Raw genomic sequence first — 24,093 nt, 5'->3', positions numbered from 1 at the left:
GGCGGCCGGCGCGCCGACGGTCAGGGTCGCGCCCATCTCGTCGAGCATCGCGGCCAGGGCGTTCACGGTCGGCGCCTCGAACAGGGTCACCGACGGCAGCGTGACGCCGAAGCGCTGTTTGACCATCGCGAGCATCTGCAACGCCATCAGGGAGTTGCCGCTGAGGTCGAAGAAGTTGTCGCGGGTGCCGACCGGTTCGACGCCGAGGATGTCGGACCAGACCTCGGCCAGGCCGCGCTCGGTGTCGGTGATCGGCGGGCTGTAGGGCTGCGGCAGCTCGGGGCGGGGGAAGCGCTCGCCGGCCGGGGTCGGCAGCGGCAGGTCGACGAGGTCGTCGGTGGGGGCGGTGACCCGCGGCAGCCGGTCGTCCAGGCCGCCGGCGACGACGAGGACCGTGGGGTCCGCGGGGCCGGCGGGGCCGGCCGCGACCACCAGGTCGAAGGCGTCGAGGGCTTCCTGCTCGGTCATCGCGTGCCGGGTCATGGTCGCGCCGACCGGACCGTCCAGGCGGGCGAGGGTCGGGGCCCAGGTGTCCCAGCAGGCCGCGCTCCAGCGCGTCGGGCCGGGGTGGGACCGGCGGCCGATGGCAGCCAGGGCCGCGTTGGCGGCGGCGTAGCTGCCGAAGGCCAGACCGCCCAGGACGGAGGAGGTCGAGGAGAACAGGACACAGAAGTCGGGGGCCTGGTCCTCGGGGAGCTCGGCCAGGACCGTCTCCAGGACCCGCGCGCCGACGACCTTCGCCCCGAAGTGGACCGCCACCGAGGCGGGGTCGGCGTAGCGCAGGGGCCGGAAGGTGTCCTGCGCCGTCTGGGCGGCGGCGTGGACGACGCCGTCGACGCGGCCGACCGAGGCGAACAGGTCGCGCATCGCGGCGGCGTCGGTGACGTCGACCGCCGGGGTGAGGATCTCGGCCCCGAGTTCGCGGATGGCGGCCAGGGCTTCGGGTTGGCGGCCGGACCGGCTGGTCAGGACCAGGCGGGCCGCTCCTTGGCGGGCGAGGTGCTCGCCGATCAGGAGGCCGACGTCGCCGAGGCCGCCGGTGATCAGGTAGGTGCCGCCCGCGCGGATCGCGCCGGCCGGAGCTTCGGCGTCGTCGGTGCCCTCGCCCTCGGCAGCAGCGTCGGCGCCGGTGTCGGGCTGGATCGCACCAGCGGACTGGATCGCGGCGAACGCGGCGAACGTCCTTATATAACGGCGACCGCCTCGATAGGCGACCAGGATGTCGTCCGAAGTCCGGCCGATCTCCGCCAGCAGCGCCTGCGCGGCGTCGTCCGCGGTGCCCCGCGGATCGAGGTCGACCGCGCGGCACTCCAGGTTCAGGTACTCCTGGTTGGCGACCACCGGCAGCGCGCCGGCGGCGGCCTGTCCGGGTTCGGGCTGGTCGTCGTCGAGCACGGCCTGGCCGCCCCGGGTGACCAGGACGACCCTGGTGGTCGTGCCGGTGCCGCCGCTGCCGAGCTTGTCGGCCAGCGTCGCGAACGCGGACACCGGGTCGTCGTTCCGGTCGCGGTCGCTGTCACTGTCGCCGTCGCTCGCGCCGAGCAGCCGCAGGTCGAGCACGGTGTCGGCGGTGGTGTCGTCGACCACTGTCGCGCCGGCCCGGGTCAGCGCCCGCGCCAGTCCGAGCGTGTCCCCGAGCACCCGGCACCGTCCGAGCGGCACCGGGGTGCCCGAACCGGCCTCGCCGATCCACTCGGGTTTCATCAGCTGCACGTGCTCGGCCGGGGCCCCCGTGTCCTGCTCGGCCGGGGCGTCGATCCAGTACCGCTCACGCTGGAACGCGTAGCCGGGCAGCCCGGTCTTGCCCACCGGCCGACCGGCCTGGTAGCCGTCCCAGTCGACGGGGACGCCGGCCAGCCACAGCCGCCCGACGGCCTCGGCGAGCACAGCGCCGGCCGCACGCGGGTCGGCGGCGGACGGCAGGGACGCCACGACCAGCGGCCACCGGTCGCGCGGGTAGTCCTCGTGGCCGCGCGCCATCGCTCCGAGCGAGGGCCCGGGGCCGATCTCCAGCAGCGCCAGGTCGCCGCTGCCGATCAGGGTCTTGAGACCCTCGTCGAACAGCACCGGCCGGCACATGTGCTCGGCCCAGTAGCCCGGCTCGGTGACCTGCTCGGCGGTCGCCACCGCGCCGGTCACGCCCGAGATGTAAGGGATCCGCGGCTCCGACAGCGTGATGTTCGCGGCGATCCACGCGGTCAGCTCGGCCTCGATCGGCTCCAGCATCCGCGAATGGAACGCGTGGCTGGTGGCCAGCGGCCGGGCCGGAACGCTGTCGGCGGCCAGGAAGGCGGTGAACCGCTCGATCGCCTCCGGCGGCCCCGCGACGACCGTGACCTCCCGACCGTTGACCGCGGCGACGTCCACGGACTCGATGCCCGAGCGGTCGATGCGGGCCAGGATCTCCCGGACCGGCAGCGGCACCGCCGCCATCGAGCCGGCCGGCAGCGCGTTGATCAGCTGCGCGCGCCGGACGACCAGCGCCAGCGCGTCGTCCAGGGTCAGCACGCCGGACAGGCAGGCGGCGACGTACTCGCCGAGGCTGTAGCCGATCATCACCGAAGGCTGAACGCCCCAGCTCATCAGCAGCCTGGCCAGGGCGTACTCGACGGCGAACACGGCAGGTTGGAGCCGGTCGGTCTGCTCCCCGGCGCTCGGCGCGGCGGCCGCGCCGCCGTCCGCCTCCGATCCGCCGCGGCCGAGCAGCGCGGCGAGCCCGACGGCCGCGCCGGACTGGCGCGGGGCCAGCATCTCGGCCAGCGGGTCCACTCCCCCGAGCCGCTCGATCAGCACCGCGCGGCACTGCTCCAGCGCCTCGCGGAACACCGGCTCGGTCGTGTACAGGTCCGCGGCCATCCCCGGGTACTGCTCGCCGGTGCCGGCGATGAGGAACCCGACTTCGCGGTCGGTGCGGGTCTCGGCGCGCGCCAGCACCTGCGCGTCGCGCAGCCCGGCGACGGCGTCGTCGGTGGTGGCGGCGACCAGGATCCGGCGGTGCTCGAACAGCCGCCGCCCGGACTGGAGGGTGTGGGCGACGTCGCAGAGCCGGTCGGCCGTGCCTTCGGGCGAGACCAGGTGCTCGGTGAGCCGCGCGGTCATCGCGTCGGCGGCGGCGGCGCTGCGGCCGGACCAGACCAGCAGCTCGGTGCGCGGCGCCGGCGCGGGCCGGACCACGGCCGGCGCCTGTTCGAGCACGGTGTGGGCGTTCGTCCCGCCGATCCCGAAGGCGCTGACGCCGGCGCGGCGCGGGATGCCGTCCCGGTCCGGCCAGTCGGTCAGCCGGGTCACCACGTCCAGGGTGGCGCCGCCGGCGGCGAGCTGCGGGTTGGGGTCGGCGAGGTTGCGGGTCGGCGGGATCTCGCCGGTGCGGACCGCCAGCGCGGTCTTGATCAGACCGGTGACGCCGGCCGCCCGGTCCAGGTGCCCGACGTTGGTCTTGACCGAGCCGATGAGCAGGTTCTCGCCGTGGAAGACCTGTTGCAGCGCGGCGATCTCGGCGGCGTCGCCGAGCGCGGTGCCGGTGCCGTGGGCCTCGATGTAGTCGATGTCGGCCGGGAGCAGCCCGGCCGCGGACAGCGCCTCGGCGATGACGGCGGCCTGGCCCTGGACGCCGGGCGCGGTGAAGCCGACCTTGCGTCCGCCGTCGTTGTTCACGGCCCAGCCGCGGATGACCGCGTAGACGCGGTCGCCGTCGGCCAGCGCGTCCTCCAGGCGGCGCAGCGTCACGACGCCGACGCCGCTGCCCAGCGGCGCGCCGAGCCCGGCGGCGTCGAAGGCGCGGGTCTCGGCGTCCGGCGGCGCGATGCCGCCGGGCTGGTACAGGTAGCCGACCCGCTGCGGCACGGCGACGTTGACGCCGCCGGCCAGCGCCAGGTCGCATTCGAACGCCGCCAGGCTGGAGGCCGCGGCGCACACCGCCACCAGCGACGTCGAGCAGTAGCTCTGCACGCTGTAGCTGGGGCCGGTCAGGTTCAGGTTGTGCGCGACCCGCGTGGTGAGCGAGTCCTTGTCGTTGGCCAGGCCGACGACCATGTCGCCGAGGGCGGCGGCGGTGCCGCTGGGGCCGAGGTTGTTCTGCAGGTAGGAGCTGAAGGCGCTGCCGCCGAACACCCCGATGGCGCCGTCGAAGCGCGACGGGTCGCAGCCGGCGTCCTCCAGGGCGTGCCAGGAGTGCTCCAGGAACAGCCGCTGCTGCGGGTCCAGGATCTGCGCCTCCTTCGGGCCGTAGCCGAAGAAGCCGGCGTCGAACAGGTCGTAGCCGTCGATGACGGCGCCGGCCTTGACGTAGGAGGGGTCGGCCAGCCGGGCCCGGGGGACGCCGGCGGCGAGCAGCTCGCCGTCGGTGAACCGGGTGACGCCGGAGCGTCCGGCGCGGATGGCTTCCCAGAGCTCGGCGATGCTGCCGGAGCCGGGGAAGCGCCCGGACATGCCGACGATGGCGATGTCGGTTCCCGCCGCCTCGGCGCCCGGGTCGAGGTCGAGGTTGTCGGTCATGGCAGTCTCATCTCCGGGTTCCGGGTCGGGCGCGCCGGCGGCGCTGGCCCCGATCCGCGCTGGTCGCGATCAGGTCGGTGGCGCTGGGTCCGGCTCCGCTGCGGACCCGGTCCAGGGCCTCGGCGAACTCCGCCACCGTCGGGTGTTCGAACAGGGTGGCCGGGGCCACGGGGATACCCAGCTCGGTCTCGACGGCGCGCACCATCGCCAGTCCGACCAGGGAGTTGCCGCCGAGATCGAAGAAGGGGTCGTGGACGCCGACCCGGTCGATGCCCAGGAACGCGCCCCAGATCTCGGCGACGGTCTCCTCCAGCTCGGTGCGCGGCGCGGCGAACTCGGTGCGCAGTCCGGGCCGGGGGAAGCGTTCGGCACTGCCGCGCGCCGCGACCATGCCGACCAGGGAGTCGATGTCGAGGATCGCCGACCATTCGGCCAGCGCCTCCTCCATCGTCTGCCGCATGGCCACGACGCTGCCGTGGCCGGTGCGGATCAGCCGGTCCAGGTAGGCGCAGCCGGCCTCCTCCTCGAAGCCGTACCGCTCGCGGTGCGCGCGGACCTTGTCGGCCAGGCCGCCGCCGGCGCTCTCCAGGGCCGCGACCTGCCAGTCGTCGTGCAGCCACGGGCCCCAGGCGACGGTCAGGACCCTGGTGGCCGGGGCGGAGCCGGACAGGGCCGCGCCGTAGGCGTCGAGCACCGTGTTGGCGGCGCAGTAGTCGCCCTCGCCGATGCCGCCGAGCGCGGTGATCGCCGACGAGTACAGGACGAGCAGCTCGGGCGGATCGTCGGAGTCGAGCAGTTCGATGAACGGGCCCATCGCCCTGGTCTTCGGCGCGAAGACGGCCTCGGCCTCCTCGGGGGTCTGCCGCTGGATCATGCCGCTGGCCGGGCGGCCGGCGGCGTGGACCACGCCGTGCAGTGCGCCGAACCGCTCGCGGCACTGTTTCAGGGCGCTGCGCAGCTGGTCCGGGGCGCCGGTGTCGGCGGCGAGCAGCAGGACCTGCGCACCGGCGGCTTCGAGGTCCGCGATGTCGGCGTCCTGCGGGCTGCGGCTCACCAGGGCGAGCTTGCGGACGCCGGAGCGCACCAGGTGGCGGGCCAGGCCCAGGCCCAGGCCGCGGGTGCCGCCGGTGATCAGGTAGACGCCGTCGGGGCGCCACACCGGGTCCGGGTCTCCGGCGTCCGGGCCGTCCGGCGTGTTCGGGGCGTCCGGCGCGTCCGGCGTGGGCACGATCGCCCAGTCCTGGATCCACCGGCGGCCGTTGCGCCAGCCGGCCAGGGTGCCGGGCTGCCCGTCGAGCAGTTCGCGGACCAGGTCGGCGGCGGTGCTCTTGGCGTCGAGGTCGACGCCCTGCCAGGTCAGCCCGGCGTACTCGTAGCGGGCCACGCGTCCCAAGCCGTGGGTCGCTGCCTGGTCCGGGTCGGTGACGTCGCCGCCGACGATCTCGGCGGCGCCGCGGGTCACGGTGAGCAGGCGGGCCGCCTGTCCGGACTGGAGGATGTGGAGCAGTTCGGTGAAGCTGCCGCCCAGATGGACGACGTGGACCGGGCCTTCGAGCCCTGCGAACAGCTCGCGGAGTTCGTCGGGTCCGGTGCCCGGGGCGATCTCGACGGCCTGGATGCCCGCGGCGGAGGCGAGGGCGGCGAGTTCCGCGCCCAGGCCGCTCGCGTCGGGGAAGACCACCAGCGGGCCGGGCAGGGTGAGCGTCGCAGAGGTCTTGCGCGTGGCGTCCTGCCGCCAGGACTGCACGTAGCAGAGGTCTGACGGCGCCGAGGACTTCGGCCTGGACCGCGCGGGCGCCGCCTCGCCCTCGGGCCAGAACCTGGTCCGCTGGAAGGGATAGCTCGGCAGCGTGACGATCCGCGCGGCGGTCCCGGCCGGGCCATCGGTGCCGGCACCGCCGGCCGTGGCTCCGGCTGTGGCTCCGACTACCGACCAGTCGACCGGCGCCCCGCTCTCCCACATGCGGCCGCACGCGGCGGCCAACTCGGTCCGGTCGTCGGGGCGTTCGTCCGACTGCCACAGCACCGGGAGGGTGCCGACGATCGTCGGGATGGGGACTGGGACGGGGACGGCACCGGATCCGCTGCTCGCGCCGCTGCTCGCGCCGCTGCTCGCGCCGCTGCTCGCGCCGTTGCTCGCGCTGAGCGGCACGACGCCGCGGATGTTCTGCCGCACCAGGCCGCCGAGCGTCTGCCCGGCACCGAGCTCGACGTAGGTGTCGACGCCGAGCTCGGCGCAGTGGCGCGCGCCGTCGGCGAACCGGACCGGGCTGACCAGGTGGTCGGCCCAGTAGTCGGCGGAGATCGCCTCCTCGGCGGTGAGGGTGCGCCCGGTGCGGTTGGAGATGATGGTGGTCGTCGGGGCCTGCCGCGGCACCGTCGCGAGCAGGGCGGCCAGCTTCTCGCGGGCCGGCTCCAGCAGGGTGGAGTGGAACGCGTGCGCCGAACGCAGCGCGCGGGAGGCGATTCCGGCCTCGGGCAGGTGCCGGGCCAGCGTCTCGATCCCGTCGGCGTCGCCGCTGACCACGGTCATCGACGGCCCGTTGAGCGCGGCGATGTCCACCTCGGCCCCGGCGGCCTCGACGGCCGCCCGCACGGTCTGCTCGTCGGCGGCGACGGCCAGCATCCGGCCGGCCGGCGCGGCGGCGATCATGCGGGCGCGCTCGACGACCACCGGGAGGGCGTCTTCGAGGGCGAAGACCCCGGCCAGGCACGCCGCGACGTACTCGCCGAGGCTGTAGCCGACGAGCACGTCGGGCGTGATGCCGCGGTGCGCGAGGAGCTGGGCCAGGGCGTACTCGACGGTGAACAGGAACGGATGCGCGGTCTCGGCCTCGTGCATCGGGTCGTCGGCCGGCTCCGGCGCCGCCGCCAGGAACCCGCCGGGTGCCGGCGCCTCGGGTTCGGCGAGGAACAGCGGTCCGAGGTCGACACCGCAGCGCTCTGCGACGATCGCCACGCACCGGTCGACGGCCGCGGCGTAGACCGGTTCGGTGCGGTAGAGACCGCGTCCCAGACCCGCATAGTGGTCGCCGACGCCGGGGAGCAGGAAGGCGACGGTCGGACGGGCATGAGCACGCGCGGCGCTCGAGCCGCTCGCGGCGGCTGCCGCCTCGGTGAGGCGACGGACGGCGTCGGCGGTGTCCGTGCAGATCAGGGCCCGGCGGTAGTCCAGCTCGGAGCGGCCGACGGCCAGGGTGTGAGCAATGTCGGCGAGGTCCAGGTCGGAGTGCTGGGTGAGCCAGGCCGCCAGCGTGGTGAACTGCGCGGCCAGGGCCGGGGCGGTGGCTGCCGAGATCGGCAGGGTATGGGCGCCCGGAGCGGTATCTGCCAAAGCGGTGTCCGCCGAGGCCCGAGCGGTGTCAGGGATCGAGCTCCGAGTCGGACCCCCAGCGGTGGCGAGACCGGTGGCCTCGGCCGAGCCAGTACCAGCAGCCGTAGTGGTCGCGGTAGCCGTGGCAAGGCCGGCAGCCGTGGCCGAGCCGGTGCCGGTAGCCGTGGTTGTCGCTGTAGCTGTGGTTGTCGCTGTAGCTGTAGCTGTGGCAAGGCCGACGGTCGCGGTCGGACCGGCAGCCGCGGCCGAACCCGTGCCCGCCGAGTCGCCGGAACCAGCCGGGCTCAGCTGCGCCGGCGAAGCCGAGCTCACCAGGGCCGTGCTCCCGGCGGCGCTCTCGCCCCCGAATCCCTGGACCGGGGCCGCCTCCACCACCAGGTGCGCGTTGGTCCCCGACCAGCCGAAGGAGCTCACCCCGGCGATCCGCCGCCGACCCTCGTCCGGCCACACCGTCGGGGCCGTGACCGGCTCGATGGTGCCGTCCTCGGGGACCGAGCCGGCCGGCTCGTCCAGGTTCAGCATCGGCGGCAGCACTCCGTTCTCCAGCACCAGCACCGTCTTGATCAGCCCGGCCACGCCGGCGGCGGACTGGGTGTGCCCGATGTTGGTCTTCACCGCGCCGACCCGCAGCGGCCGGTCCTTGGAGCGGCCGCCGAAGACGTCGTGCAGGGCCGAGAGCTCGATCGCGTCGCCGAGTCTGGTGCCGGTGCCGTGCGCCTCGACGTAGCCGACCTCGTCGGGTTCCACGTGCGCCACCGCCAGCGCGCGGCGGATCACGTCGACCTGCGCGCCGCGGCTCGGCGCGGTCAGGCCGTTGCTGCGGCCGTCCTGGTTGACGGCCGAGCCGCGCACCACCGCCCGGATCCGGCGGCCGTTGCGCACTGCGGAGGACAGCCGCTCCAGGACGACGAGCCCGCCGCCCTCCCCCATCACGTAGCCGTCGGCGCCGCTGTCGAAGGTCTTGCAGCGGTCGTCGGCGGCCAGCATCGAGGTGGCGCAGGCCTGGACGTAGGTGTCGGGCTGGATGATCAGGAAGGTCCCGGCGGCCACCGCCAGGTCGCATTCACCGCGTTGCAGCGCCTGTGTGGCCAGGTGCACCCCGACCAGCGAGGAGGAGCAGGCCGTGTCGATCGTGACCGCCGGTCCGCGCAGGTCGTAGTGGTAGGCCAGCCGTCCGGCGACGACGCTGGCCGACACGCCCTGCCCGAAGTAGGGATCGGCGGCGACCTCCATGCCGTGCCGCTCGGTCTCCAGCCGGCCGTACTGCACCGTGTCCATGTAGCCGACGGCCACGGCGGTCCGGCTGCCCTTCAGCCGCGAGGGCGCGGTCCCGGCGTTCTCCAGCCCTTCCCACATCAGCTCCATCAGCAGCCGCTGATGCGGGTCCATCCGCAGCGCCTCCTGCGGCGAGGCCCCGAAGAACTCGGCGTCCCACCCCGCGATGTCGGGCAGGAACGCGCCGTAGCGGGTGTAGACCGCGCCGCGGGCGCCGCGGTCCGGGTCGTAGTACTCGTCGATGTCCCATCGCGAGGCGGGCACCTCGGCGACGCCGCTGCGGCCGGAGCGCAGCAGGTCCCAGTACTCCTCCACCGAGCCGCCGCCGGGATAGCGGCAGGCCATGCCGATGACGGCGATCGGCTCCAGCCGGGCGTCGTCGGCCTCGGCCAGGCGGCGGCGGGCGTCGGTGAGCTCGACGGTGACGCGTTTGAGGTACTGGCGCAGTTGGTCCTCGGTCGCCATGGGGGCGGAACCTTTCAGCAGCGTCGGTGGCAGGCGGATCGGCGGCGGTCGGGTCGGCGAGCGGGCCGGCAGGTGGGCCGGCGGACGGGTCGGCGGTCGGATCGGCGGCAGACGGTCACAGTTCGTTGTCGATGAGGGCGAAGATCTCCTCGTCCGAGGCCGCGCCGACCTTGGCGGCCACGGACCGCGCGAGTTCGGCCTCGGCCTCGGCCTCGGCGGCGGCGGACGACGCCGTCCAGCGCGCCGCGGTGCTCTGGAGGATCGCGGCCAGCTCGGAGCGGACCGCGCCGTCCTCCTCGTCCTCGGAGAGGGTGCGGGCCACGCTCTCCAGCGCCGCGCGCAACAGCTCCGCCGCGGTCGGCGGCGCCGGGGCCAGCGTGGTGTAGAGGTGCTCGGCCAGGGCCGAGACCGTCGGATGGTCGAAGGCCAGGGTCGCGGGCAGGCGCAGACCGGCTTCGGCGTCGAGCCGGTTGCGCAGGTCCACGGCCGTCAGCGAGTCGAAGCCGAGCTCGCTGAACGCCTTGGTGACGTCCACCGCGTCGACGTTGGGATGCGCCAGCACCGCCGCGACATGGCCGCGCACCAGGTCGACCACGAACCGCCGGCCGTCCTTCTCCGACATCCCGCCGAGCCGCGTGGCCAGCGCCGCGCCGCCGCCGGGCGCCGCCGGACCGCCCGCGGCCCGGCGCGAAGGCCGGACCAGGCCGCGCAGCACAGAAGGCAGCGATCCGTTCTCGGCGCGGGCCCGCAGTCCCGACTCGTTCCAGCGGGCGGCGGCCAGCGTCGCCTCCGGCCAGCCGAGGGCGAGGTCGAAGGCGTCCATGCCCTGCTCGACGGTCAGCGGCGCGATGCCGGAGCGGGCCATGCGCGCGGCGTCGGCCTGGTTCAGCCCGCCGGCCATGCTCGACTCGTTGTCCCACAGGCCCCAGGCGACCGACACCGCCGGCAGCCCTCGCGCGCGCCGGTGGGCCGCGAGGCCGTCGAGGTAGGTGTTGGCGGCGGCGTAGTTGGCCTGGCCGGGGTTGCCGAGCAGGCCGGCGATCGAGGAGAACAGCATGAACAGGGACAGGGGGTGGCCGGCGGTGACCTCGTGCAGGTTCCAGGCGGCGTCGACCTTGGGGCCGAAGACGGTCTCGAAGTGCTCGGGCGTCAGCCCCTCGATCGTCGCGTCGCGCAGCACGCCTGCGGTGTGGACGACGCCGACCAGCGGCAGGTCCGGCGGGATCGCGCGGACGACGGCGGCCAGCGCGTCGCGGTCGGACACGTCGCAGGCCAGGACCTCGGCCGAACCTCCGAGGTCGCGCAGCCGGGCCACGAGCTCGGCGGCGCCCGGGGCGTCCGGGCCACGCCGGGACAGCAGAACCAGGTGCCGGACCCGGTGGCGGACGACCAGGTGCTCGGCGACCAGGGCGCCGAGGCCGCCGGTACCGCCGGTGATGAGTACGGTGCCGTCCGGGTCCAGGCCCGGCGCGGTGCCGGTGGCGGGCTCCGAGGCCGGATCCGCGGCGGACTGCGAAGCGGAGTCATGCGAGAGTTCGGCGGTGCCCGGGTCGCGCCGGACCAGCCGGGGCGCCAGCAGCGCGCCGCCGCGGACCAGGAGCTGCGGCTCGTCGGCGGCGGCCACCGACGCCCAGGCGTCGAAGCCGTCGGGGACGTCGGCCAGCAGGAACCGTCCGGGGTACTCGGCCTGCGCCGCGCGCACCAGGCCCCAGACCGCCGCGCCGGCCAGGTCTGTGACATCAGAGTCCTGCGGACCGACGGCGCCGCTGGTCGCGATCACCAGGCGGCGCTCGCCGGTGGCGTGGGCCTGCACCAGGGCCAGGACCCGGTCGGTCAGTTCCCGGACCGTCCCTTCGCCGCCGAGGCAGTGCACCACGTCGAAGTCTTGCTCGGTGTCACCGGCGCTCTGGCCGTCGCTGCCCGCGCCACCAGGGACCGCGGTCCACTCCACCGCGAACAGCACCTGCGCGGTGGACGCGGACGCCGAGGCCAGCGCCTCGCGCGGGATCGTCCGGACCCGAAGCGACTCGATGCCCAGGACCAGGCCGCCGGTGCCGTCGGCGGTCTCGACGGTCACGTCGTCGCCGGACACCTTGAGCCGCACGCGCAGCGTCGTCGCGCCGTCGGCGCACAGCCGGACCCCGCGGAAGACGAACGGCAGCCGCAGTTCCGAGGCGTCCCCGGTGAGCAGCAGCGGGTGGAACGCGGCGTCCAGCAGCGCCGGGTGCACGCCGAACCCGGCCGCGTCGAGCCCCTCCGGCAGCACGGCCTCGGCGAACAGCTCCGAGCCCCGGGACCACACCGCGGAGACGCCGCGGAAGCCCGGCCCGTATTCGTAACCCAGGGCGGACATGGCGTCGTAGCCGGTTTCGACGTCGACCTGCACGGCACCTTGGGGCGGCCACGCGGCGGCCCAGTCGCAGATCTCCGCAGCGGCCCCGGGCACGACCACGCCGGAGGCGGCCCGCACCCAGGCGGCGTCGCCGGACTTGGAGTAGACCTTCACGGTCCGCGCCGCGCCCTCGTCGCCGGCGCCGACCACCACCTGGACGGCCAGGCCGCCGTCCGGCGGCAGCACGAGCGGCGCCTCGAACATCAGCTCCTCGACCGCCGGGCAGCCGACGCGGGCGCCGGCCTCCAGCACCATGTCGAGCACCGCCGTGCCCGGCACCACGATCGTTCCGGAGACCACGTGGTCGGCCAGCCAGGGGTGGGTCTCGGTGGTCAGGCGGCCGGTGAGCACCAGCGCGCCGTCGTCGCCGATCTCGACCGCGGCGCCCAGCAGCGCGTGCTCGACGACACCCTGCCCGAGCGCGCCGACGTCGGTGCCGTGCGACGGCATCCCGAGCCAGAACCGCTCGCGCTGGAACGGATACACCGGCAGGTCGGCGGCGATGTCGGCGCCGTCGGCGAACAGCCCCGGCCAGTCCACCGCCACCCCGGCGATCCAGGCCTGCGCCAGGGCGTCGGCGAAGGCCTCGGTCTCGGGCTGCTTGCGCCGGCTCATGGCGATCACGGCCACGTCGGCGGCGGTCACGCACTGGCCGGCCATCGCCGACAGCACCGCGTCCGGCCCGACCTCCAGATACGTGGCCACGCCCTGGGACTCGATCCGGGCGACGGTGTCGCGGAACCGCACCGCGCAGCGGATCTGGTCGACCCAGTAGCCGGGGTCGATCCAGCTCAGGCCGCTGTCGAGGTTCGTGGCGAGGTCGATGCGCGGCTGGGCGAAGGCGACCTCCTTCAGCACCGCGGCGAACTCGTCGAGCATCGGCTCCATCAGCGGCGAGTGGAAGGCGTGGCTGACCGCCAGGCGGCGGGTGCGGCGGCCCAGGCCGCGCCAGACCTCCTCGATCTCCAGGCAGGTCTGCTCGTCGCCGGAGACCACGACGCTGGTCGGCCCGTTGATCGCGGCGATGCCGACCCGGTCCTCCAGCCCGGCCAGCGTCGGCGCCAGCTCCTCGGGCGTGGCCTCGATCGCGACCATCGCGCCCGGCGCGTCCAGCGCCTGCATCAGCGCGCCGCGCGCGGTGATCAGGCGGGCGGCGTCGGCCAGCGACCAGATGCCGGCGACGTGCGCGGCGGCGTACTCGCCGACGGAGTGCCCGGCCACGTGGTCGGGCCGGATGCCCAGCGAGGCCAGCAGCCGGAAGGCGGCCACCTCGAACGCGAACAGCGCGGGCTGGGTGAACGAGGTCTGGTTCAGCAGCGCGGCCTCGGGGCCGTCCGGGTCGGCCCACATGACCTCGCGCAGCGGCCGCTCCAGGTGCTTGTCGAGCTCGGCGCAGACCTCGTCCAGCGCCTCGGCGAACACCGGGAACACCCGGGCCAGGTCGCGGCCCATGCCCAGCCGCTGACCGCCCTGGCCGGTGAACAGGAACGCCAGCTTCGGGGCGTCGCGGCCCACGCCCTGGCGCACCTCGGCCGCCGCCGTGCCGTCGGCGAGCGCCTCAAGGCCGGCCAGCAGCGCCGCGCGGTCCTGGCCGAGGACCACCGCGCGGTGGGTGAACTTCGACCGGCCGCAGGCCAGGGACCGCGCGACGTCGGCGGGGTGCAGCGTCGCGTCCTGGACGACGTGGCCGCGCAGCCGCCGGGCCTGCTCCTTCAGCGAGCCGCTCCGGTGCGCGCTGATGACCCACGCGAACGGGATCGGGTGCTCCGCGGCGCGGGGCTCGTGGTTGTCCGGCTCGGCGCCGTCGGCCGCGGGCCGGGCATCAGAGCTCTCCTCCACGATGACGTGGGCGTTGGTGCCGCTGATCCCGAACGAGGAGACGCCGGCGCGCAAGGCCCGGCCGCGCCGCTCCCAGGGCCGGGCCTGGGTCAGCAGGCTGACCGAGCCGGCCGACCAGTCCACGTGCGGGCTGGGCTCGTCGGCGTGCAGCGTCGCCGGCAGCACGCCGTGCCGCATGGCCATCACCATCTTGATCACGCCGGCGACGCCGGCGGCGGCCTGGGTGTGGCCGAAGTTCGACTTCACCGAGCCCAGCCACAGCGGGTGGTCGGCGGGGCGGTTGCGGCCGTAGGTGGCGATCAGCGCGTGGGCCTCGATCGGGTCGCCCAGCTGGGTGCCGGTGCCGTGGGCCTCGACGACGTCGACGTCGGCGGGCTCCAGGCCGGCGTCGGCCAGCGCGGCGCGGATCACGCGTTCCTGGGCCGGGCCGTTGGGCGCGGTCATGCCGTTGCTGCGGCCGTCCTGGTTCACCGCCGAGCCGCGGACCACCGCCAGGATCCGGCGGCCGTTGCGCTGCGCGTCGGAGAGCCGCTCCAGGGTCAGGACCCCGACGCCCTCGGACCAGGCGGCCCCGGCGGCGTCGGCGGAGAACGCGCGGCAGTGGCCGTCCGGGGACAGCGCGTGCTGGCGGCAGAACTCGACATAGGCGTCGGGCGTGGCCAGCACGGTCGCGGCGCCGGCCACGGCCAGGTCGCACTCACCGTTGCGCAGGGCCTGGACCGCCAGGTGGATGGTCACCAGCGAGGAGGAGCAGGCGGTGTCCAGGGAGACGGCCGGCCCTTCCAGGCCGAAGGTGTAGGCGACGCGGCCGGACATGACGCTCTGCGCGTTGGACACCATGACGACGCCCTCCAGGCCGGGCGGGGCCTGGCCGTTGTAGCGCAGCGCGTAGTCGTTGTACATGATCCCGGCGAACACCCCGGTGCGGCTGCCGCGCAGCGTCGACGGGTCGATGCCGGAGCGTTCGAAGGCCTCCCAGGTGGCCTCCAGGAACAGCCGGTGCTGCGGGTCGGTGGCCAGCGCGGCGCGCGGGCTCATCTCGAAGAAGCCGGCGTCGAACTCGCCGGCGTCGTAGAGGAAGCCGCCGTGCTTGGTGTAGGACTTGCCGAGCGCGTCGGGGTCGGGGTCGTAGAGCCCTTCCAGGTCCCAGCCCCGGTCGGTGGGGAACGGGCCGATCGCGTCCACCCGCTCGGACACCACCTGCCACAGGTCCTCCGGCGACACGACCCCGCCGGGGAACCGGCAGGCCATGCCCACGATGGCGATCGGCTCGTGCCGCCCCGCCTCGGCCTCGGCCAGCCGGCGGCGGGCGTCGGTGAGGTCGACGGTGGCTCGCTTCAGGTACTCGCGGAGCTTGTCCTCGGTCGCCATGGCAGATGCCTTTCGGGAAGGTCAGATCTCGTTGTCGATGAGGGCGAAGATCTCGTCGTCGGACGCCGAGTGGATCTTGTCCTGAAGGGCCGGCGCGGACTCCGCGCCGTTGTGGTCCCACTGCGCCAGCGCGCCGTGCAGCAGCGCGACGACCGCGCCGCGCACGCCGGCGTCCTGCTCCGGCAGGTTCGGCCGGATGGCCTCCAGCACCGTGCGCAGTACTTCCTGCGGCGAGGGCGGCGGCGGGGCCAGCACGCTGTGGATGTGCTCGGCCAGCGCGGTCACCGTCGGGTGGTCGAAGGCGACGATCGCCGTCGAGCGCAGTCCGGTGGCGGCGTCGAGCCGGTTGCGCAGCTCCACGGCCGTCAGCGAGTCGAAGCCCATCTCGCTGAGCGCCCGGCGCACGTCGACGGCGTCCGGGCTGCCGTGCCCCAGCACCGCCGCGACGTGCGAGCGGACCAGGTCGGTGACCAGCTTGAGGCCGTCCTCGCGGGGCAGGTCCGCCAGCCGGGAGGCGAGGTCGGTGCGGGGCCGGCCGTCGGCGGGGGCGCCCCCGGCGAGCGCGCCGCCCTGGACCGGGGCGTGCTGGTTGGCCTTGGCCGCCGCCTTGGCCGGGGCCCGGACCAGGCCGCGCAGGGCCGGCGGGAGGGTGTCGTTCTCGGCGCGCTCGCGCAGCTCGGCGCTGTCCCAGCGGGCCGCGACCAGGACCGGATCGGTCGCGGTCAGGGCGGCCCGGAACCCGGCCAGCCCCTGTTCCAGACCCATCGGCGCGATGCCGGTGCGGGACAGCCGGGCGAGGTCGGCCTCGGTGAGCTGCCCGGCCATGCTGCTCGGCAGGTCCCACAGGCCCCAGGCGATCGACACCGCCGGGAGCCCCTGGTCGCGGCGGTGGCCGGCCAGCGCGTCGAGGAAGGCGTTCGCGGCGGCGTAGTTGCCCTGGCCGGGGTTGCCGACCAGGCCGGCGACGGAGGAGAAGAGGACGAACATGCCCAGCGGGAGGTCGCGGGTGAGTTCGTGCAGGTGCCAGGCGGCGTCGGCCTTCGGGCCGAACGAGGCGTCGATGTGGTGCGGGGAGAGCGCCTCGACCGTGGCGTCGTCCAGCACGGCGGCGGTGTGGACGACACCGGACAGCGGGCGGCTGGCCGGGATGTCGGCCAGGAGCTTGGCCAGGGCGACCCGGTCGGAGACGTCGCAGGCGGCGACGGTGACCTCGGCGCCGAGCGCGGTGAGCCGGGCGGTCAGGGCGTCGGCGCCCGGTGCGTCCGGGCCCTGCCGGGAGGCCAGCAGCAGGTGCCGGACGGCGTAGCGGTCGGCGAGGTGCTCGGCGAGCAGGGCGCCCAGGCCGCCGGTGCCGCCGGTGATCAGGACCGTGCCTTCGGTGGCCTTGGTGCCTGCGGCGGTTTCGGTGCCGGTCGGGAGTGCGAGCTGCTCGGCCTGTTCGGTCGGCTCGGTCTGGTCAGTCGGCTCGGTCTGGTGGGTCGGCTCGGCCGGCGTCTCCGCGCGGCGCACGAGGCGCGGGATCCGCAGCGCTCCGTCGCGGACGGCGAGCTGGGTCTCCCCGGACTCGATGGCCAGGGCGACGTGGCTCCAGTCCGGCGCGGACGCCTCGTCCGGGTCCGGTCCGAGATCGACCAGCGCGAACCGGCCGGGATGCTCGGTCTCGGCCGAACGCACCAGACCCCAGGCGGCGCCGGCCGCCGGGGTTCCGGCGGTGACGACCACGAGGCGGCTCGCGGCGAAGCGCTCGTCGCCGATCCAGGTCTGGACATGGTCCAGGAGTTCGTAGACGGCTTCGCGCATCGAGTAGGGCAGGTCGTCCGGATCGGCGTCGGCGACGCAGGGCACGACGACGTACCTCGGCACCTCGGCGGCCGACAGCTCGGCCAGCGACGGCAGGTCGTAGGCGAGCTGGACCTGGACCCCGGCGGCGGTCAGCGCGGCGTCGACCGCGTCGACGACGCCACCGGCACCGAGCAGGGCCCACCCCTGGTTCGCGGCCTCGGCCTCGCCCTGCCGGGTCGGGTCCCACTCGGTCCACTCGACGGCGTGGACGGCGTCGGCGGACGGCGCCGCCGCGGACCCGGACGGCGCGCCGCCGACCCGGGGGACGCGGCGCAGCACGAGGCTCTCGACCTCCGCGATCAGCTGCCCGGAGGCGTCGAACAGTTCGAGCGCGACCTGGTCCTCGCCGGTCTCGGTGACCCGGACCCGGATGCTGTCGGCGCCGCGGGCCGCGACCTGGATACCGGTCCACGCGAAGGGAAGCAGCGTCATCGGCTCGGCCGCGTCGGCCGGGCCGGCCTGCTCGGCTTCGGCGCCGGCCAGCGAGTCAAGGACGATGATGTGCAGCGCCGCGTCCAGCAGTGCGGGATGCAGGGTGAAGCGGCCCGCGTCGTGGCGGACGTGGTCCGGGAGCGTCACCTCGGCCCAGGTCTGGTCCTCGGACCGCCACGCCTTCAGCAGCCCTTGGAACGCGGGGCCGTAGCCGTATCCGAGGTCTGCGAGGCGCTCGTAGACACGGTCCAGGTCGACGGGTTCGGCGTCCGCGGGCAGCGCGGTCGGCAGGACGTCGAGCAGATCGACGGCGGCGGTGCCGATCGTCGCGGTCGCGTGGGCGGTCCAGACCGCCTCGGCGTCGTCGTCAGGCCGCAGATACACGGTGGCGATGCGGCGGCCGACCTCGTCGGCGGCGCCGACGGTGACCTGGAGCTGGAGCGCCCCGGTCGCGGGCAGCACGGCGGGAGCCGTGATGACCAGGTCTTCGACGCGATCGCCGCCGCAGGCCGCCGCCGCCTCCAACGCCAGGTCCACGAAGGCCGTGCCCGGAAGCAGGACCGTGTCGCCGACGGCGTGGTCGGTCAGCCACGGAGTGGTGAGGCGTGACAGGCGGCCGGTGGCGAGGTAGCCGTCGGACTCGGCCAGGGCCGTGAACGTATCGACCAGCGGATGCCCGGACAGCGCCTCGGCGCCGTCGAGCCAGTAGCGGCGGCGGTCGAAGGGCCGGTTCGGCAGCTCGATCGGCAGGTACGGCACCGTGTTGAGCACCTCGCGCCAGTCCACCGGCGCGCCGTGGACGTACGCCTCCGCCGCCGAGCGCAGGAACCGGGTGGCGCCGCCGTCGCCCTTGCGGAGCGAACCGACCGCGGCACCGCTGATCCCCGCTTCGCGCAAGGAATCCTGCACATGGCCGATGAGCACGGGATGCGGGCTGGCCTCGATGAACACCGGGAATCCGGGCTCTGCGACCCGCACCGCCGCCTCCCCGAAGCGCACCGTGTTGCGCAGCCCCTGGAACCAGTAGCCGGCGCCGAGCTCGGTGTAGTCCGCGTAGTCGGCGGTCAGCGCCGAGCAGAACGCGACGTCGGTCGGGTAGGGCGTCAGGCCCGCGCCGATGGCAAGCAGCTCCTCGCGCAGCTGCTCGATGTGCGGAGTGTGGGCCGCGTAGTCGATCGCGACGCGGCGCAGGCGGGTCGTGGCGCCGTACTCGGCGGTGAACTCGTCGAGCGCGTCCAGGTCGCCGGCCACCACCGTGCTCTCCGGACCGCTGACGATCGCGATCCACAGCCGGTCGGCCCAGCGCGCGAGCATCGGCTCGACGCGGTCGGCGGGCAGCGCGAGCGCCACCATGCCGCCGGTGCCGGTCAGCCGCATCAGGGCCTTGCTGCGCAGCGCCACCATCCGGGCGGCGTCGTCCAGGGTCAGCACCCCGGCGCCGCACGCCGCCGCGATCTCGCCCTGGGAGTGCCCGATCACGGCCGCCGGCTCGACCCCGGCCGCGCGCCAGGCCGCCGCCAGCGACACCATGACCGCGAACAACACCGGCTGGACGACGTCGGAGCCCTCCAGGGGCGGCGCTTCGCCGACCTGGCGCAGGACATCGATCACGGACCAGCCGGTGTGCGGCCGGAACGCCGCGTCGCACAGGAGCAGATGGTCGCGGAACGCCTCGTTGGCGTCGAGCAGCTCGACGGCCATGCCGGGCCACTGCGAACCCTGCCCCGGGAACACCAGCACCGGACGGACGTCCGACGCGGCCAGGCCGGAGACGACGGCCGGGTGGTCGGTGCCCTCGGCGAGCGCCGCGAGCGCCGAGAAGAGTTCTTCCGGCTGCTCGGCGATGACGACGGCGCGGTGACCGAACTCGGAGCGCTGCGCCAAGGCGAGCCCCGCGGCGGGGAGTTCGCCGGGCGGAGCGGTGATCGCGTAGTCGAGCAGGCGAGCGGCGTAGGCGCGGAGAGCGGGCTCGGTGTGGGCGGAGAAGGCCCAGATGAGCGGTGCGGTCGGCGTGGATGGTGCGGCGGATTGCGATACAGCACTCTGCGAAGAAGTTGCCGTGGTCGGGGAAGCGTTGGTTATTGAGGAAAGGATCTCGACGGCAGTGGTCTGATCAGCAGACGCATCAGTATTCGTGGTTGCCTCGGGAGCCGCAGTCGCCGCCTGCTCGATCACCACGTGCGCGTTCGTCCCGCTGATCCCGAAGCTCGACACCCCGGCGCGCAGCGGCCGCGACACCCGCGGCCACGGTTGTGCCTGGGCCAGCAGCCGGACCCCGGCGGCGGACCAGTCGACCTCGGCGGTCGGGCGGTCGGCGTGCAGGGAGGCCGGAAGCAGGCCGTTGCGCATGGCCATGACCATCTTGATCACGCCGGCCACGCCCGCCGCGGCCTGCGAGTGCCCGATGTTCGCCTTCACCGAGCCCAGCCACAGCGGCTGCTCGCGGCCCTGGCCGTAGGCCGTCAGCAGGGCCTCGGCCTCGATCGGGTCGCCCAGCTTCGTGCCGGTGCCGTGCGCCTCCACGGCGTCGACGTCGGTCGGCGCGAGGCCGGCGTCGGCGAGCGCCTCGCGGATGACGCGGGTCTGCGACGGGCCGTTCGGCGCGGTGAGTCCGTTGCTGCGGCCGTCCTGGTTGACCGCCGAGCCGCGGAGCACCGCGAGCACCGGATGGCCGTTGCGGCGCGCGTCGTCGAGCCGTTCCAGCAGCAGCATCCCGGCGCCCTCGGCCCAGCCGGTGCCGTCGGCCTCCGCCGAGAACGCCTTGCAGCGTCCGTCGGCGGACAGTCCGCCCTGCCGCGAGAACTCGACGAACATGCCGGGCGTCGCCATCACCGTCACGCCGCCGGCCAGCGCCAGCGTGCACTCGCCCCGGCGCAGGGCCTGGGCCGCCCAGTGGATCGCGACCAGCGACGAGGAGCACGCCGTGTCGACGGTGATCGCCGGGCCTTCCAGCCCGAAGGTGTAGGCGACGCGCCCGGACACGACGCTGAGCGCGGTCCCGGTCAGCCGGTGCCCGTCGACGGTCTCCGTGGGCTGATGCAGCCGGGGGCCGTAGTCGGGGGCCATCGCGCCGACGAACACGCCGGTCCGGCTGCCCCGCAGCGCCTCGTGGCGGATGCCGCCCTGTTCGAGGGCCTCCCAGCAGATCTCCAGCAGCAGCCGCTGCTGCGGATCCATGGCCATCGCCTCGCGCGGGCTGATCCCGAAGAACTCGGCGTCGAAGCCGTCGGCGTCGTGCAGGAAGCCGCCGAGGCGGGTGTCGCTGGTCCCGGCGCCGTCGGTGTCCTGCGCGAACAGCGCGTCGAAGTTCCAGCCCCGGTCGGAGGGGAACTCGGTGATGGCGTCCCGGCCCTCGGCGACCAGGTCCCACAGGTCCTGCGGCGACGCGACGCCGCCGGGATAGCGGCAGCCCATGCCGACGATCGCGATCGCGTCCTCGCCCGGCGCGGCGGCGGTCACCGTCGGCGGCACGTACGGCGCCGAGACGACCTCGCCGCCCTCCTGAATCAGGGCATGAAGACGGTCGGCCAACCGGTCGGGCGTCGGATAGTCGAACAGCAGCCCGGACGACAGCGCCAGGCCGGTCGCCGCGCGCAGGCGTCCACGCAGCTCGACGGCGATCGCGGAGTCGACTCCCATCTCCTTGAACGCCGCTCCCGGCCGCAGCGAACCGGTGTCTTCCAGCCCGAGCGCGGAGGCGGTCACCGAGAGAATCAAATCCCTGACCTCGCGACGGCTCTTGAGGGCGCCGGAGACCGTCGACGTCGACGTGGACGGCGTCTCCCCGGCCCAGAACCGACGCCGCTGGAACGCGTATGTCGGCAACTCGACCAACGTCTTGTGGTTCTGGTCCTGGTTCTGGTTCTGGTCCTGAACCGCTTCCGTCCAGTCGACCGGCGCGCCGCCGACGTAGGCCTGTGCCAGCGCCACGCGGAACTGCCCGAGCGAACCGAGCCCTCTGCGCAGCGTTCCGAGCACGACCGCCTCGCGCTCCGCGACCTCGACGGTCTCCTCGATCGCCCCGACCAGCACCGGGTGCGCGCTGCACTCGATCAGCAGGCCGCATCCGCCGTCGAGCGCGACCCGCACCGCGTCGGCGAACCGCACACCGTGCCGCAGGCTCCGGAACCAGTAGTCGGCGTCCAGCTCGGCGGTGTCCAGCGGCTCGCCGGTCAGGGTCGAGATGAACAGGGTGTCGGTGGAGACCGGCCGGATCGGTTCCAGGGCCCGGCGCAGCTCCTCGCGCAGCACGTCGACGGCGGCCGAGTGGGACGCGTAGTCGACCGGCACCAGCTTTGTCCGGTACTCGGCGGCATCCAGGTGCTGCTGGAGTTCGGCCAGCGCCTCGTTCGGGCCGGACACGACCACGGCCCGGGGTCCGTTGACGGCCGCGACGGTCGCCTGCGGTGCGTGCTCGGCGATGGCCGCCTCGACCGTCTCGGCCGACGCCGCGACGGAGAGCATCCCGCCGCTGCCGGCGATCGCGCCGATGGCCTTGCTCCGCAACGCCACGACGCGCGCGCCGTCGGACAGCGACAGCGCGCCGACCGCCGTCGCGGCCGCGATCTCGCCCTGGGAGTGGCCGATGACCAGGTCTGGTTCCACGCCGCGGGACCGCCACAGCGCCGCCAGCGAGACCATCACGGCCCACAGCGCCGGCTGCACCACGTCGACCCGGTCGAAGTCCGGGGCGCCGTCGGCGCCGAGCAGCACGTCGGTCAGGGAGTAGTCGGTGAACGGGGCGAGCGCCTCGGCGCACCGCTCGATGTTCGCGGCGAACTCCGCCGACTCGGCCATCAGGCCGCGCGCCATTTCAGGCCATTGCGATCCCTGGCCGGGGAAGACGAACGCCCGGCCTCCGGAGACCACCGCGCCGACGACCGTCGCGTCGTCGGGGTTGCCGGTCGCGAGCGCAGCGAGGCCGGCGGCCGGGTCCGGGCCCAGCAGGACCGCGCGGTGTTCGAAGGCGGTTCGGGTCCGCAGCAGGGACAGCCCGACGGCCCCGGTGGATTCGATGGCTCCAGCGGCTCCGGTGAACCCGATGGTTCCGGTGGCTCCGACTCCGACACCGGTCGGCGCCTCGGCGGCGATCCGCGCCGACAGCCGGGCCGCCTGGGCCCGCACCGCGTCGGCGGTCTTGCCCGACAGGATCCACGGCACGTCGGCCACATCGGCGGCCGTCGCGCCGGACACCTCGTCAGGAGCCTGAGCCACCACGAGGTGGCAGTTCGTGCCTCCCATGCCGAACCCGCTCACTCCGGCGACGGCCGGCCGGTCGCCCGAACCAGCAGCGGGCCACTCCCGCGCCTCGGTGACGACCTCCAACCCCAGTTCCGCCAACGGGATCTCCGGGTTCGGCTTCCCAAAGCCCGGATTCGCCGGGATCAGGCCGTGTCCCAGGCTCAGCACCACTTTCAGCAGCCCGGCGACGCCGGCGGCGCCTTCCAGGTGGCCGATGTTCGTCTTCACGGATCCGACCAGCAGCGGCTCCGGGCGACCGGCGCCCGGGCCGTCCGCGGTACCCGAGCCTTCCGCGGTACCCGAGACTTCGGCAGCACCCGCTCCCGCACCCCGCGCCGCACCCAGCGCACCGGCCTCGATCGGGTCGCCGACCGGCGTCCCGGTCCCGTGCAGCTCGACGTACCGGACGTCGGCCGCCCGGACGCCGGAGCGCCGCCAGGCCAGCTCGACGACCTCCTGCTGGGCCCGCCGGCTCGGCGCGGTCAGCCCGTCGCCGCCGCCGTCGTTGTTGACCGCGCCGCCGAGGATGACGCAGTGCACGTGATCGCCGTCGCGCCGGGCGTCGGCCAGCCGCTTGAGCGCGACCAGGGCCCCGCCCTCGCCGCGGACGTAGCCGTTGGCGCGCTCGTCGAAGACGTGGCAGCGGCCGTCCGGCGACAGCGCCCCGAACCGTCCGATCGACACCGTGGTCTGCCCGGCCAGGTTGAGGTTCACGCCGCCGGCCAGCGCCAGGCCGCTCTCGCCGCGCCGCAGCGCCTCGCACGCCATGTGCACCGCCACCAGCGAGGACGACTGTCCGGTGTCCACGGTGAGGCTGGCGCCGCGCAGGCCGAGGAAGTACGAGACCCGGTTGGCGATGATCGCCCGGTGGCTGCCGGTGTAGGCGTGCGGGCTCGGAACGCCGAGGCGGTCCTGGATCCCGGCGTAGTCGTTCGCGATCGCGCCGACGAACACCGAGCAGGCGGTGTCCCGGACCGCGCCGGGCACGATGCGCGCGTGCTCGAGCGCCTCCCACGCAAGCTCCAGCGCGAGCCGCTGCTGAGGATCCATGGCGACGGCCTCGTGCGGGGAGATCCCGAAGAACGCGGCGTCGAAGCCGGCGACGTCGTCGAGGAACCCGCCGCGCCGGTACCGGGGCACCACGGCGGTCGGCCACCGGTCCTCCGGGGCCTCGGTGACGGCGTCCACGCCGTCCCGCAGAAGCGCCCAGAAGGCGGCCGGATCGGCGGCTCCCGGCAGTCGGCAGGACATGCCGATGACGGCGATCGGCTCCCCAGACGCGGAATTCTGTTGAACCACCATCCGTGCACCCCCTTCATTCGCAAGCAATGACAGAGCATCAACATTCAGCGTTAGGGTCAAGCGGTGAAGACATGCTGAGCACTGACAACAAGTGGCCGTAACTCGC

The 24,093-nt window shown here is 74.5% G+C and carries 3 protein-coding genes and 1 pseudogene; all 4 read right to left on the bottom strand.

The features are described 5' to 3' along the window. On the bottom strand, positions 1 to 4,494 hold a 4,494-nt coding region (locus ABD481_RS23080; RefSeq protein ID WP_344667816.1), incomplete at its 3' end, for a type I polyketide synthase. Between the two features lie 7 nt (positions 4,495 to 4,501). Beyond that, the gene (locus ABD481_RS23075; protein WP_344667815.1) at positions 4,502 to 9,568 is read right to left on the bottom strand and encodes a type I polyketide synthase; all 5,067 of its coding nucleotides are present in this window, start codon (positions 9,566 to 9,568) and stop codon (positions 4,502 to 4,504) included. A gap of 115 nt (positions 9,569 to 9,683) precedes the next feature. Next, positions 9,684 to 15,167, bottom strand: a pseudogene (locus ABD481_RS23070) (type I polyketide synthase); the annotation flags it as partial. 24 nt (positions 15,168 to 15,191) lie between these two features. Then, positions 15,192 to 23,987: a type I polyketide synthase gene (locus tag ABD481_RS23065; RefSeq protein WP_344667813.1), complete on the bottom strand. Its 8,796-nt coding sequence runs from the start codon at positions 23,985 to 23,987 to the stop codon at positions 15,192 to 15,194. Positions 23,988 to 24,093 lie beyond the last annotated feature (106 nt).

Origin of the sequence: Catenulispora yoronensis (assembly GCF_039531695.1) — a bacterium.
Lineage (GTDB): Bacteria > Actinomycetota > Actinomycetes > Streptomycetales > Catenulisporaceae > Catenulispora > Catenulispora yoronensis.
The sequence above is the reverse complement of the archived record's forward strand: the minus strand, read 5'-3'. Positions and strand labels throughout refer to the sequence as shown.

What these genes read in the sequence shown, in the direction of transcription:
- ABD481_RS23075 (WP_344667815.1), bottom strand. Translation starts at nt 9,568, where the DNA reads ATGGCGACCGAGGACCAACTGCGCCAGTACCTCAAACGCGTCACCGTC.
- ABD481_RS23065 (WP_344667813.1), bottom strand. Translation starts at nt 23,987, where the DNA reads ATGGTGGTTCAACAGAATTCCGCGTCTGGGGAGCCGATCGCCGTCATC.